Origin of the sequence: Streptomyces telluris (assembly GCF_024519335.1) — a bacterium.
Classification (GTDB): domain Bacteria; phylum Actinomycetota; class Actinomycetes; order Streptomycetales; family Streptomycetaceae; genus Streptomyces; species Streptomyces telluris.
This window is the reverse complement of record NZ_JANIID010000009.1, coordinates 184,061-196,667: the sequence shown is the minus strand read 5'-3', so window position 1 is coordinate 196,667 and position 12,607 is coordinate 184,061. Positions and strand designations below refer to the sequence as shown.

General features: G+C 74.3%; 13 protein-coding genes. 7 read left to right on the top strand and 6 right to left on the bottom strand.

Features of this window, described 5'->3' with window-relative positions; genetic code table 11:
* Nucleotides 1-14: 14 nt before the first annotated feature.
* From NQU55_RS13415 to NQU55_RS13395, 5 genes are all read right to left on the bottom strand, one after another.
* Nucleotides 15-1,130: a DUF5937 family protein gene (locus NQU55_RS13415; RefSeq protein WP_168093975.1), complete on the bottom strand. Its 1,116-nt coding sequence runs from the start codon at nt 1,128-1,130 to the stop codon at nt 15-17.
* A gap of 10 nt (nt 1,131-1,140) precedes the next feature.
* Nucleotides 1,141-1,641 (bottom strand): methylated-DNA--[protein]-cysteine S-methyltransferase, encoded by a 501-nt coding sequence (locus NQU55_RS13410; protein WP_256790600.1) that lies wholly within the window; start codon nt 1,639-1,641, stop codon nt 1,141-1,143.
* Between the two features lie 152 nt (nt 1,642-1,793).
* Nucleotides 1,794-3,269: an AlkA N-terminal domain-containing protein gene (locus NQU55_RS13405; protein ID WP_168093968.1), complete on the bottom strand. Its 1,476-nt coding sequence runs from the start codon at nt 3,267-3,269 to the stop codon at nt 1,794-1,796.
* 162 nt (nt 3,270-3,431) lie between these two features.
* Nucleotides 3,432-3,728, bottom strand: a complete 297-nt coding sequence (locus tag NQU55_RS13400) for a chaplin (protein WP_168093969.1) — start codon at nt 3,726-3,728, stop codon at nt 3,432-3,434.
* A 237-nt stretch (nt 3,729-3,965) separates the two neighbouring features.
* On the bottom strand, nt 3,966-4,934 hold the full coding sequence (locus NQU55_RS13395) for a polyprenyl synthetase family protein (RefSeq protein ID WP_240976515.1): 969 nt from the start codon (nt 4,932-4,934) through the stop codon (nt 3,966-3,968).
* Nucleotides 4,935-5,536: 602 nt separating this feature from the next.
* On the opposite strand from NQU55_RS13395, the gene NQU55_RS13390 reads away from it, so the two are divergent.
* From NQU55_RS13390 to crcB (NQU55_RS13375), 4 genes are read left to right on the top strand one after another with little or no spacing between them, the layout of a single operon-like run.
* On the top strand, nt 5,537-6,862 hold the full coding sequence (locus tag NQU55_RS13390) for a styrene monooxygenase/indole monooxygenase family protein (protein ID WP_168093970.1): 1,326 nt from the start codon (nt 5,537-5,539) through the stop codon (nt 6,860-6,862).
* A 60-nt stretch (nt 6,863-6,922) separates the two neighbouring features.
* Complete coding sequence (gene crcB, locus NQU55_RS13385; protein ID WP_168093971.1) at nt 6,923-7,402, top strand: fluoride efflux transporter CrcB; 480 nt, start codon at nt 6,923-6,925, stop codon at nt 7,400-7,402.
* Nucleotides 7,399-7,764 (top strand): DUF190 domain-containing protein, encoded by a 366-nt coding sequence (locus NQU55_RS13380; RefSeq protein ID WP_168093972.1) that lies wholly within the window; start codon nt 7,399-7,401, stop codon nt 7,762-7,764. The genes crcB (NQU55_RS13385) and NQU55_RS13380 overlap by 4 nt, the downstream gene beginning before the upstream one ends.
* On the top strand, nt 7,761-8,120 hold the full coding sequence (crcB, locus tag NQU55_RS13375; RefSeq protein WP_168093973.1) for a fluoride efflux transporter CrcB: 360 nt from the start codon (nt 7,761-7,763) through the stop codon (nt 8,118-8,120). The genes NQU55_RS13380 and crcB (NQU55_RS13375) overlap by 4 nt, the downstream gene beginning before the upstream one ends.
* 6 nt (nt 8,121-8,126) lie before the next feature.
* On the opposite strand, the gene NQU55_RS13370 is transcribed toward crcB (NQU55_RS13375), so the two are convergent.
* Nucleotides 8,127-9,020 carry a LysR family transcriptional regulator gene (locus tag NQU55_RS13370; protein WP_168093974.1) on the bottom strand — a complete coding sequence of 298 codons (894 nt, stop codon included), beginning with the start codon at nt 9,018-9,020 and terminating at the stop codon, nt 8,127-8,129.
* Nucleotides 9,021-9,109: 89 nt separating this feature from the next.
* Between NQU55_RS13370 and NQU55_RS13365 the strand changes: the two genes are divergently transcribed.
* Genes NQU55_RS13365 through NQU55_RS13355 form a run of 3 tightly spaced genes read left to right on the top strand, consistent with a single transcriptional unit; the run spans nt 9,110 to nt 12,572 of the window.
* Nucleotides 9,110-9,826, top strand: a complete 717-nt coding sequence (locus NQU55_RS13365) for a succinate dehydrogenase cytochrome b subunit (protein WP_168095613.1) — start codon at nt 9,110-9,112, stop codon at nt 9,824-9,826.
* A 2-nt stretch (nt 9,827-9,828) separates the two neighbouring features.
* Nucleotides 9,829-11,820 (top strand): fumarate reductase/succinate dehydrogenase flavoprotein subunit, encoded by a 1,992-nt coding sequence (locus NQU55_RS13360; protein WP_168095612.1) that lies wholly within the window; start codon nt 9,829-9,831, stop codon nt 11,818-11,820.
* Nucleotides 11,820-12,572: a succinate dehydrogenase/fumarate reductase iron-sulfur subunit gene (locus tag NQU55_RS13355; RefSeq protein ID WP_168095611.1), complete on the top strand. Its 753-nt coding sequence runs from the start codon at nt 11,820-11,822 to the stop codon at nt 12,570-12,572. The genes NQU55_RS13360 and NQU55_RS13355 overlap by 1 nt, the downstream gene beginning before the upstream one ends.
* The last annotated feature ends 35 nt before the right edge of the window (nt 12,573-12,607 follow it).

Below are 12,607 nucleotides of genomic sequence, written 5' to 3'. Positions count from 1 at the left end.
CAGGTGGCCGCGCCTCAGCGCAGGATCCCCTCCAGGAACTCGCTGCTGAGGCGCGCCACCGCCCTGACGTCCAGCTGGTAGAGGACGTAACGGCCCCGCCGGCGGGCGGTGATCAGCCCGGCCTTCTTCAGCACCGACAGGTGCCGGGAGACCTCCGGCGCGCTGATGCCCAGGACGCCGGCCAGCTCCCCCGTCGTGTGCGCGGTGCGGGCCGTGCTGCGGCACACCTGCATCCGCACGGGGTGGGCCAGCGCTTCGAGGCGCAGCTTGAGCAGGTCGACCGAGGTGGGGGCGGGCAGTTCGTGCGCGCCGACCGGGTAGTGGACGACCGGGCGCCACGCGGGCCGGTGCAGGACCATCAGGTGCGGCCAGCCGAAGTGCGAGGGCACGAACGTCAGGCCGGGCCCCACGGCGGGGTCCAGTGCCGTGGTCCTGCCTTCGGCGAGCTTGTCGACCCTGATGCGGGTGCCGCCGTCCTCCAGGACGAGGGCCGGTGAGACGTCGGCCAGGGCCTCGCGCAGCCCCTTGCGGCGCAGCAGCTCGGTCTTGTGCCGGGCGTCGGCGGCCAGGCGGGGCTCGACCCGCTGCCAGATGTCCGCGAAGAAGGCGTCGTCGCAGTCCTCGAACAGCCGCCGCACCCAGGCCCGTACGGAGGCGGGGTCCTTCAGCAGGCGCTCGGTGAACTCCACCTGCCGGGGGCCGCGGGCGGCGGCCTGCTCCAGCGCCCGGGTGCGCGCGGCCCGGTCGGTGAGCGGCGAGGTGCCGCCGCCCTCGTTGTAGAGGGCCAGGCAGGAGAACTCCAGGGCGGTGGTGACGAACTGCTCGTCGTCCAGCCGGTCCAGCAGGTCCAGTTCGTCGGCCAGGGTCGCCCCCGGGCTGACGGCGCCGCCGCGCAGCCCGGCGAAGGGCATGAAGAGGTCGGAGAACGTGGTGCGCCACAGGAAGTCGGCCTCCTGCAGGCGGTCGGCGAGGTCCGGCCGGAGCGCGGCGGCCGTGGCCGTGACCCAGCCCGCCAGCCCCGGGTGGTGGCCGGGCTCGGCCAGCGCGTGCAGGGCGAGGCACAACTCGCCCAGCGGCGAGGTCTCGAAGACGATCCGCTCCCGAGGCAGCCCTGCGATGTTTATCGTCACGCTCACGACGTCATGATGCCTGCTCGTTCACGGTGCCTGCTCGTTCGAAGGCGAGCAGACGCTGTTTGCGCGGGAGGCCGCCGCCGTAGCCGGTGAGGGCGCCGTTCGCGCCCACGACGCGGTGGCAGGGGACGATGATGCCGACGGGGTTCTTGCCGTTGGCCAGGCCCACGGCCCGGGCCGCGGACGGGCGGCCGATGCGGGCGGCCAGCAGGCCGTAGGAGACGGTTTCGCCGTAGGGGATCTCCAGGAGGGCGTTCCAGACGGTGCGCTGGAAGCCGGTCCCGGCCAGGGCGAGGGGCAGGTCGAACGCGGTGCGGCTGCCGGCGAAGTACTCCTCCAGCTGTTCGCGTGCGCGGGCGAACGCGGCCGGGTCCGGCTCGCCGAAGGTCTCCCGGGGCGGCCGGTGGCGCTGGCCCTCCATGTAGAGGCCGCAGAGCCTGCCGCCGGTGGCCACCAGGGTCAGGGGGCCGTACGGGCTGTCCGTCACGGTGTGGGTGCGCTCGGGCACGGTGTTCCTCTCGGTGAGGCTGCCAGGGTTCCTGCTGGGGCGGGGCTGCCAGGGTTCCTGCTCGGGCGGGACGGTCAGGGTTCCTGCTCGGGCGGGACGGTCAGGGTTCCTGCTCGGGCGGGACGGTCAGGGTTCCTGCTCGGGCGGGGCGGTCAGGCCGGAAGGCGGTTGATGGCGTGGTCGCCGGTCGCCCACAGGTGCTGGACGGCGTACGCGCGCCACGGCTGCCAGGCCCGGGACCTGCGGGTGAGGGCCGCGGGGGTGGTGGGCAGCCCCAGGGCGCCGGCGGCCAGGCGGACGCCGAGGTCGGTTGCGGTGAAGGCGTCCGGGTCGCCGAGGGCGCGCATGGCGATCGTCTCGACGGTCCAGGGGCCGACGCCGGGCAGTGCGGCGAGCTGCTCGCGGGCCCGCTGCCAGTCGCTGCCGGGGCCGAGGTCGAGCTCCGCGGAGGCCAGGGCGGCGGCGAGGGCGGTGAAGGTCCGGCGGCGGGTGCGGGGCATGGCGAGCGTCTCCGGGTCGAGTGCGGCCAGGTCCCCGGGCGCCGGGAACAGGTGGGTCAGGCCGCCCTCCGGGTCCTCGACGGGCGTGCCGTGGGCGGTGACCAGGCGGGCGGCGAGGGTGCGGGCCGACGCCGTGGACACCTGCTGGCCGAGCACCGCGCGCAGGGCGAACTCCGCGGGGTCCACGGTGTGCGGCACCCTGCGGCCGGGGGCGCGCTCCACGAGCGGGGCCAGCAGCGGGTCCCCGGCGAGGAGGCCGTCGACGGCCTCGGGGTCGGCGTCGAGGTCCAGGAGGCGGCGGCAGCGGCTGACCGCGGCGGCCAGGTCACGCAGGTCGGTCAGGGCCAGCCGGCAGCCGATGTGCCCGTCCGCCGGGCGGAGCGTGGCGATGCCGTGCCCGTTCGGCAGCCGCATCGTGCAGCGGTAGGCGCCCTCCCGCCACTCCTCGGTGCCCGGCACGCCGGTGGCCGCCAGGTGCCCGAACAGGTTGTCGGGGAAGAGCGGAGCGCGGTAGGGCAGGCGCAGGGAGACCGTGCCGGTCGTCGCGGGCGCCGAGCGGGTGCGGCCGGCGGCGCGGGCCCGCAGCTCGCTCGGGGAGAGCCCGAAGACCTCCCGCACGGTGTCGTTGAAGGCGCGGATGCTGGCGAACCCGGCGGCGAACGCCACCTCCCCCATCGGCAGCGGCGTCGTCTCGATCAGCAGCCGCGCCGTCTGTGCCCGCTGGGCGCGGGCCAGGGCGAGCGGGCCGGCGCCCAGCTCGGCGACGAGCTGCCGCTCGATCTGGCGGGTGCTGTACCCCAGCCGCGCCCCGAGCCCGGGCACCCCCTCCCGGTCCACGACCCCGTCGGCGATCAGGCGCACGGCCCTGGCGGCCAGGTCGGCCCGCTCGTTCCAGCGCGGCGAGCCCGGGCTCGCGTCGGGACGGCAGCGCTTGCAGGCGCGGAAGCCGGCCTGCTGCGCGGCGGCCGCGCTCGGGTAGAAGGTCATGTTCTGCGGCTTGGGCGGCACCACGGGGCAGCTCGGCCTGCAGTAGATCCGCGTGGTCGTCACCGCGGTGAAGAACCACCCGTCGAAGCGGGCGTCCTTGGACTGTACGGCCCGGACGCACCGGTCCACGTCGTTGTGCATGCCGCCAGTATTGGCGGACCGCCCGCCCTCGATCTCGCGGAAATCCGACATCTGTGTCGGCTGCCCTCGGAGGGAGCGGGCGTGGCGCCCGCGATGTGATCGGGGCGCCACGCCGAGGCGGCGGCCCGGGGCGGGGGCACCCCGGGGGCCGCGCTTCGTCTCCTAGTGTCCGTACCCGCCGTGCCCGTACCCGCCGTGCCCGTGCCCGCCGTGCCCACCGGAGGCGTTGATGCAGACGTTGCCGGACGCGGGGTTCAGCAGGCCGACGATGTTGATCGAGTTGCCGCAGAGGTTGATCGGGATGTGGATCGGGACCTGGATGACGTTGCCCGAGATGACGCCCGGGGAACCGGCGGCCACGCCCTTGGCGCCCGCGTCGGCGAGCGCGTTGCCGGTGATACCCGCGAGGGCCGCGCCGACGGTGGCGGTCAGGGCGACCGTTTTGACGATTCGTGACATGGGGGAGACACCTTTGCTGCTTGGTCTTGCTCGGTCGAACTGGGGGGGCGCCCGACCGGTAAGGGCCGGGGTGTGCTTTTCAACGCCCGGTGCCCGCAAAGGTTTCGTACGTGGTGCGGATGGGTGACCGCCTTTCTCCCCCGGCCGGCCGCCCTTTCCACGGCCACGTCCGTGCATACGCCACACAGGAATCCGCGGTAATTCCCGGGCGGAATTCCCCGTACGGCGCAGCGCCTCCTACGCCCGCTCCGCCGCCATCCGCACGGCGAAGGCCGTCAGCTCCTCGCACCACCCGTCGGCCAGCCGCGAGGAGGCCGCGGTCCGCGACGCCCGGTCCACCAGCTCGCGGATGAGGCGCTCGGCGATGCCGCGCTCCTCGCGCTCCAGGAGGATCTCCCGCAGCAGCTCCGCGTCCCAGTCGTACTCGGGGCCGCCGTCGAGGAAGCCGCGCAGCCGCCACGCGGCGTGCAGCGAGCGGGCGTAGGCGTCGTAGGCGGTGTCGAGGTCGCTCCGGCCGGCGAGCGCGGCGCCCAGCCGGAGCGGGTGCCGCAGGGCGTACCAGCCCGCCGTGCAGCCCCGGTCGCAGCCCGATATGCACCGCCCGGGCCACGGGTCGTCGAGGTATTCGGCGGCCATCGCCTCGTGCGCGTAGGTGCCGATCACGCGCTCGGTGCGCATGTCGTCCCAGATCTGCCACGCGGCGGCGGGCAGGCGCGCGGCGAGCCGGTCGCCGAGCGAGAGGGCGAGGTCGCCGGCCAGGGTGGCGGTGGAGTCGCCGAAGCGCCGGGCCTCGCCGGCCCAGCCGTTGCGCTCGTGCTCGGCGGCGCGGCTGACGTGCAGGGTGGGGATGCCGCGGCGCAGTGCGGCGTTGTCGCGCACGTCGCTGCGGATGAGGGTGCAGGTGTCGAGGAGTTCGAGGGCGGCGGCGGCCTCGACGGCCTCGGGCGCCTCCGGGTCGCCGCCCGCCGCGAGATAGCCGGTGAGGAGGATGACCGGGCGGACCCGGTCGGCCCCCACGGCGACGAGTTCGGCGAGGGACTCCACGATGCCGGCGCCCCGCGCGTCGGCGGTGCGCCAGCGCCGGTGCTCGTCGTTGAGGAGGCCGCGCAGCCGTTTCTCGACCTGGTCGAGCATCCCGGCGCGCTGGATCTGGGGAACCGGCTCCCGGGGCGCCACCGCGCGGGGCAGCTGGGGTTGGGTCGTCATCGTGTGCCTCCCTGGATCGGTTTCGGTCCTGCGACCGACCCTGCCGGGCGGGCGCCCCGCCCGGGGGCGGAGCCTGACCGGCCAGAAGACTGCCCACGGGAACGCTCGGGAAGCGACGGTTTCCTGCCATACCGGAATGCGCCGTCCCTCCTGCTTCATGGCGCTCTCGACCGCCCGGCCGGCCGGTCGGGGCAGGCTCAGAAGGCCGCTTGCGGCCCGTGCGCGCGTACGAGGGTGGCTCGCGTGTGGCTCATAATCGGCTGTCGCCGCACGGCCGTCCTGGGCCGTTGCCCCGGCCACCGGTCGTATCATCCTCCGATTAACCCGTGTGACCAGCACCTGAGCCGCCCTCCGGACCGTCGCCATCAGGCCAGTGCCGCACGGGCGTGTCGCGGCGCGGACGATGATGGCGCCCGCGCGCCGCGCCCCCGGTCGACACGGGCGGCCGCGGGGCCCCCGGAGACCGGCCGGTGTACGCTCACCGGACGGAAGTGCGGCATTCGTACGCCATCTGTACAGCGCGCGGCGCGTCCCGCTACAACGGATGGGGGCCCGGCACCGGGACCACACGGCAGGCGACCTCCGGGCCCGCGGAGGCGGCGATGCGCAGGATCGCGGTGGTCGGAGCGGGTCAGGCGGGGCTGCAGCTGGCCCTGGGGCTGCGGCCGGAGAAGCCGCCGGAAGAGCCCGCGGAGTCCTACGGGGCCACCGAGCCCTACGAAGTCACCGAGGCCTACGAGGTCACGCTGTACGCCGCCCGCGGGCCCGCAGAGGTGCGGGCCGGGCGTATCCTCTCCACGCAGGTGATGTTCGGCCCCGCCCTCGCCCTGGAGCGCGCCGCCGGGCTGAACCGGTGGGAGGCGCGGACACCCCGGATGACGGCCATCCGGATGGCCGTCACCGAAGGGCCGTACGCTCGCGCAGGCGGGATCACCGTCCCCCTCGACGCGCCCGCGCAGTCCGTCGACCAGCGGGTGAAGACGGCGGGCTGGCTGGAGCTGTTCGAGGAGCGCGGCGGGCGCGTCGTGTACGGCACGGTCGGCCCGGAGGACCTGCCGGGGATCGCCGCCGCCCACGACCTGACGGTCATCGCCACCGGCCACGGCCCCCTCGCCGGGATCTTCGCGCGCGACGGACGGCACAGCCCCTACGACCGCCCGCAGCGGACGCTCGCCGCCTGCTACGTGCGCGGCACGCACGGGCCGGACGGCCACGGCGGACCGCACGGGCGGATCAACCCCGTGGACGGCGCCGGGGAGTTCTACGTGCTGCACGGCCTCACGCTCGACGGGCCCTGCGAGATGCTGCTGTGGGAGGCGGTGCCGGGCGGGCCGCTCGACGTCTGGGGCGACCGGCCGGGGCCGGGCGCCTTCGTGGAGCGCTCCCTGGAGCTGCTGCGCGGCCGGCTCCCCCGCGAGTACGAGCTGTGCCGGGGCATGGAGCCGACCGACGGCGGCGCCGCGCTCACCGGCGCCGTGACCCCCGTCGTGCGCCACCCCGTCGCACAGGTCGCACCGGGCGCGTACGTCCTGGGCATGGCGGACGCCGTCGTCCTCAACGACCCGATCGGCGGACAGGGCGCCAACAGCGCGGCCCGCTGCGCCGACCGGTACCTGCGGGAGATCACCGGCCGCGGCGAACGGCCCTTCGACCGCACGTGGATGCTGCGCGCGTTCGCCGCGCACTGGGAGCACGCCCGCCACGTGACGGCCTTCACCAACCTGCTGCTGGGGCCCCCGCCGGAGCACGTGCAGCGCGTCATGTCCGCGGCGGCGCACCACCCCGAGGTCGCGCACCGCTACATCAACGGCTACGCGGACCCGGCCGGCTTCCAGGACTGGTTCATGGACGCGGACCGGGCCGACGCCTACCTCGCGGCGGTGGGGGCGGCGGGGACGGCGAGGGCGGCCGGGCCCGCCGCCGGATAGCCTGGGAGCGCCCGGCCAGGCCCGGGCGCAGGCCCTGCGCGGAGGAGAGGCGGAACGTCCGTGAGCACGACCCGGCCCGGGACGGTCACCGGCGGCCCGCGCCCGCCGGCGCCTTCCCCGGCGCGGCCGTCCGTGCTGCGCGGACAGGGCGCGGTCGTCTGCGCGGTCTCCCTCGGCGGCGGCGCGGGGGCCGCCGCCCGCTACGGCGCCGGGCTGCTGTGGCCCACGCCGGCCGGCGCCTTCCCCTGGACCACCCTGCTGATCAACCTGGTGGGCTGCGCCCTGATCGGGGTGCTGCTGACGGTCATCGCCGAGCTCGCCGCGCCGCACCGGCTGCTGCGGCCGTTCCTCGGGACGGGGGTGCTCGGCGGGTTCACCACCTTCTCGACGTACACGGTGGACGCCCAGCGGCTGATCGAGGCCGGGCGCGCGGCGACGGCACTGGCGTATCTGGCGGGCACCCTCGCCGGCGCGCTGGCGACGGTCCTGGTGGCGGCCACGGCGACGAAGGCGTTCCTGCTGCGGAGGCGTGCGCGATGACCTCTCCGCAGGGCGCGAGGCCGCGGGGCGGGGCCCTTCGCCTGACCGTCTTCCTCACCGAGTCCGACCGCTGGGAGCACCGCCCGCTGTCCACCGAGATCGTGCACCGCGCGCACACCGCCGGGCTCGCCGGGGCGACGGTCTTCCGCGGGATCGAGGGCTACGGCGCCTCCTCCGTCGTACACACCGCACGGCTGCTCTCCCTGAGCGAGGACCTGCCGGTGACGGTGGTGATCGTGGACGCGGAGGAGCGCGTACGGGCGTTCCTGCCGCTGCTGGGCGCGGTCACCGGGGAGCGTCTGGTCACGCTGGAGCCCGTCGAGGTCCTGCCGCCCGGACCCGCGCCGGAGGGCGGCGCGTGAACTGGCTCCTCGTCGTCGCCGGCGCGATGGCCGGCGCGCCCCTGCGCTACCTCACCGACCGCGCGGTGCAGTCGCGCCACGACTCGGTCTTCCCCTGGGGCACGTTCACCGTGAACACCGCGGGCAGCCTGGTCCTGGGCGTCCTCACCGCCGCCGCCCCCTCCCATCTGCAACTGCTCCTGGGCACGGGCCTGTGCGGCGCGCTCACCACGTACTCCACGTTCTCCTACGAGACGCTGGTCCTGGCCCGCGAGGGCGCCCGCGGCTATGCGGCCGCGAACGTGGTCCTCAGCGTGGCGTGCGGGCTGGGCGCGGCCTTCGCGGGGGTGGCGCTGGGGCGGTGGCTGTGGGGCTGAGCCGCCTCAGGCCTCCGCCGTCCCCAGATGCTCCAGCAGCACCGTCCGCAGCTCGCGCGCCGCGCGCGGCGGGGCGACGTCCTTGCGGTGGGCCAGGGCGATCGTGCGGCGCATGCGGGTGCCCTCGAAGGGGGTGACCCGCAGGCCCGAGCGGGCCGCCACCATCCCCGGCACCACCGCCAGGCCCAGGCCCGCGCGGACGAAGCCGAGGACCGCGTCCATCTCGCCGCCCTCGACGGTGAAGACGGGCTCGAAGCCGGCGGCGCGGCAGGCCGCGATGGTGATCTCGCGCAGGTCGTAGCCGTGGCGGAACATCACCATGGGCAGGCCCTCCAGGTCCGCCACGCGCAGGGCGCGGCGCCGGACGGGCGGCGGCTCGCCGGGGGCGGAGACGACGACGAGGTCCTCGCGCAGGAGCTCGGTGGTGGCCAGGGCCGGGGCGCCGACGGCCAGGGGCGTGATGACCAGGGCGAGGTCGAGGCCCCCGGCGGCGAGGGTGCGGACGAGGTCCTGGGAGCCGCCCTCGTCGACGACGAGCTCGATGCCCGGGTAGCGGGCGTGGTAGGCCCGCAGGACGTCGGGGACGAGGCTCGCGCAGAGGCTGGGCGGGGCGCCGAGGCGCACCCGGCCGCGGCGCAGCTGGGCGACCTCCTGCACCTCGCGCCGGGCCGTCTCGGTGTCGGCCAGGATCTGCCGGGCCAGCGGCAGCAGCGCCTCGCCGGCGTCGGTGAGGGTGATGTTGCCGCGGGCGCGGTGGAAGAGCTCGGCGCCCAGCTCCCGCTCCAGGGCGCGGATCTGCTGGGACAGCGACGGCTGGGCGACGTGCAGGGACTCGGCGGCCCGGGTGAAGTGACGGACTTCGGCCAGGGTCGCGAAGTAGCGGAGCTGCTGGAGTTGCACGGTCAGCAGCATAGATAGGACGAGCCTATGGAAACCAGCTTCATCATGTCTTGGACGGATCGACCGGCCGCTGCCTAGCGTCTGGTGCCATGGCACTGGCGACCCGGACGGACCGTCCTCCGTCCCTCATCGGCTCCGTGTGGCGGTCGACCGTCGGCAAGAAGGCGGTCATGGCGGTCACCGGCATGATCATGCTGGCGTACCTGGTCGCCCACGTGGTGGGCAACCTGAAGGTGTTCTTCGGGGCCGGGGAGTTCAACCACTACGGGCACTGGATCCGCACCGTCGGCGAGCCCTTCCTGCACTACGAGTGGTTCCTGTGGATCGCCCGCGCCGCCCTCGGGACGGCGGTCGTGCTGCACGGCGTGGCCGCGTACCAGCTCAGCCGCCGCGACCTCGCCGCGCGGCCGCAGAACTACGCCGGCACCCGCGGGAAGAAGGGGCGGCGCGCGAGCTACGCCACCCGCACCATGCGCTGGGGCGGCGTGATCCTCGGGCTGTTCATCGTCTGGCACGTCCTCGACCTGACGACGCTGACGGTCAACCCCAACGCCGAGGAGGGCCGCCCCTACGAGAACCTCGTCGCCTCCCTCGACCGCCCCGCCGTCACGGCCTTCTACATCGCCGCGATGCTCGCCCTAGGGCTGCACATCCGGCACGGCTTCTGGAGCGCCGCCCAGACGCTGGGCGCCAACTCCCCCCGCCGCGACCGGGCGCTGAAGTTCCTGGCCAACGCACTGGCGCTGGTGCTGACCTGCGGCTTCATCGCCGTGCCCGTGGGCGTCCTGACAGGAGTCGTGAGCTGAGCATGTCCCTCTCGTCCGACCACACGCACGCGTCCGGCCACCCGCACGCGTCCGACTACACGCACTACACGACCGGCGAGCCGGTCACCGACACCGCCGCCCCCGGCGGGCCCATAGCCGAGCGCTGGGACCGGCGCCGCTTCGAGGCCAAGCTCGTCAACCCGGCGAACCGCCGCAAGCACACCGTCATCGTCGTCGGCACCGGCCTGGCGGGCGGCGCCGCGGGCGCCACCCTCGCCGAGCAGGGCTACCACGTCGTGCAGTTCTGCTACCAGGACTCGCCGCGCCGCGCCCACTCCATCGCCGCGCAGGGCGGCATCAACGCCGCCAAGAACTACCGCAACGACGGCGACTCCGTGCACCGCCTCTTCTACGACACCGTCAAGGGCGGCGACTTCCGCGCCCGCGAGTCCAACGTCCACCGCCTCGCACAGGTCTCGGTCGAGATCATCGACCAGTGCGTGGCGCAGGGCGTGCCGTTCGCCCGCGAGTACGGCGGGCTGCTCGACACGCGCTCCTTCGGCGGCGTCCAGGTCTCCCGGACGTTCTACGCGCGCGGGCAGACGGGCCAGCAGCTGCTGCTCGGCGCCTACCAGGCGCTCAGCCGCCAGATCGACGCGGGGAACGTCGAGATGCACGCCCGTACGGAGATGCTCGACCTGGTCGTCATCGACGGCAGGGCGCGCGGGATCGTGGCGCGCGACCTGATCACGGGCGCCGTCAGCACGTACCTCGCGGACGCGGTGGTCCTCGCCAGCGGCGGCTACGGCAACGTCTTCTACCTCTCCACCAACGCCAAGAACTCCAACGCGACGGCGGTCTGGCGGGCCCACCGCCGCGGCGCCTACTTCGCCAACCCCTGCTTCACCCAGATCCACCCCACCTGCATCCCGCGCTCCGGCGACCACCAGTCGAAGCTGACGCTGATGAGCGAGTCGCTGCGCAACGACGGCCGCATCTGGGTGCCCCGGGCGAAGGGCGACACGCGCCCGCCGGCCGCGATCCCCGAGGACGAGCGCGACTACTACCTGGAGCGGATCTACCCCGCCTTCGGCAACCTCGTCCCCCGCGACATCGCCTCGCGCGCCGCGAAGAACGTCTGCGACGAGGGGCGCGGCGTGGGCCCGGGCGGGCAGGGCGTCTACCTGGACTTCGCCGACGCCATCGCCCGCATGGGCCGCAAGGCCGTCGAGGCCAAGTACGGCAACCTCTTCGAGATGTACGAGCGGATCACGGCGGAGAACCCGTACGAGGTCCCCATGCGGATCTACCCGGCCATCCACTACACCATGGGCGGCCTGTGGGTGGACTACGACCTGCAGACCACCGTGCCGGGCCTGTTCGCGATCGGCGAGGCCAACTTCTCCGACCACGGAGCCAACCGCCTCGGCGCCTCGGCGCTGATGCAGGGCCTGGCCGACGGCTACTTCGTCCTCCCCTCCACCATCAACGACTTCCTGGCGCGGCACCCGCACGACGCCGTGCCCGGGGACCACCCGGCCGTGACCGGAGCCGTCACGGAGGTGACCGGCCGGCTGGACCGCCTCCTCGCCAACGACGGCGACCGCACCCCGGACTCCTTCCACCGCGAGCTCGGCGAACTGCTGTGGGACGAATGCGGCATGGCCCGCACGGAAACCGGCCTGCGCAAGGCGCTCGGCCGCATTCCCGCCCTGCGCGAGGAGTTCTGGCGGCGCATCAAAGTTCCCGGGACCGGCGAGGAACTCAACCAGTCCCTGGAAAAGGCCAACCGCATCGTCGACTACCTCGAACTCGCCGAGCTGATGTGCCTGGACGCCCTGCACCGCTCGGAATCCTGCGGCGGCCATTTCCGGGAGGAGAGCGCGACGCCCGAGGGCGAGGCGGCCCGCAAGGACGAGGAATTCTCGTACGCGGCGGCCTGGGAATTCACCGGGCCGGGCCGGGCGCCCGTCCTCCACCGGGAAGCACTGACCTTCGAATACGTCCACCCCACCCAGCGGAGCTACGCGTAATGGACCTCACCCTGCGCATCTGGCGCCAGCGCAATGCCGGCGAACCGGGCGCCATGACCACCTACCGGGTCACGGGAATCAGCGAGGACATGTCCTTCCTGGAGATGCTCGACCACCTCAACGAGGAGCTGATCCTCACCGGGGACGAACCCGTGGCCTTCGACCACGACTGCCGCGAGGGCATCTGCGGCGCGTGCGGCATGGTCATCAACGGGCAGGCGCACGGGCCCGAGCGGACCACGACCTGCCAGCTGCACATGCGCCACTTCGCCGACGGCGACACCATCGACGTCGAGCCGTGGCGGGCGGCGGCCTTCCCCGTCGTGAAGGACCTGGTCGTCGACCGCTCCGCCTTCGACCGCATCATCGGCTCCGGCGGCTACGTCACCGCCCCCACCGGCTCCGCCCCCGAGGCCCACGCCACGCCCGTGCCCAAGCCGGTCGCCGACCTCGCCTTCGAGCACGCCGAGTGCATCGGCTGCGGCGCCTGCGTGGCCGCCTGCCCCAACGGCTCGGCGATGCTCTTCACCTCCGCGAAGGTCGTCCACCTCAACGTCCTCCCGCAGGGCGCCCCCGAGCGGGAGGCCCGGGTGCTGGACATGGTGGAGACGATGGACGACCAGGGCTTCGGCGGCTGCACGAACACCGGCGAGTGCGCCGTGGCCTGCCCCAAGGGCATCCCGCTCACGGCGATCGGCTCGATGAACCGCGAGTACCTGCGGGCCACGCTCAAGGGCGGGCGGCGGCGCTGAGCCGGCCCGCCGGCGGGCGGGCCGGCGGGTGGAGC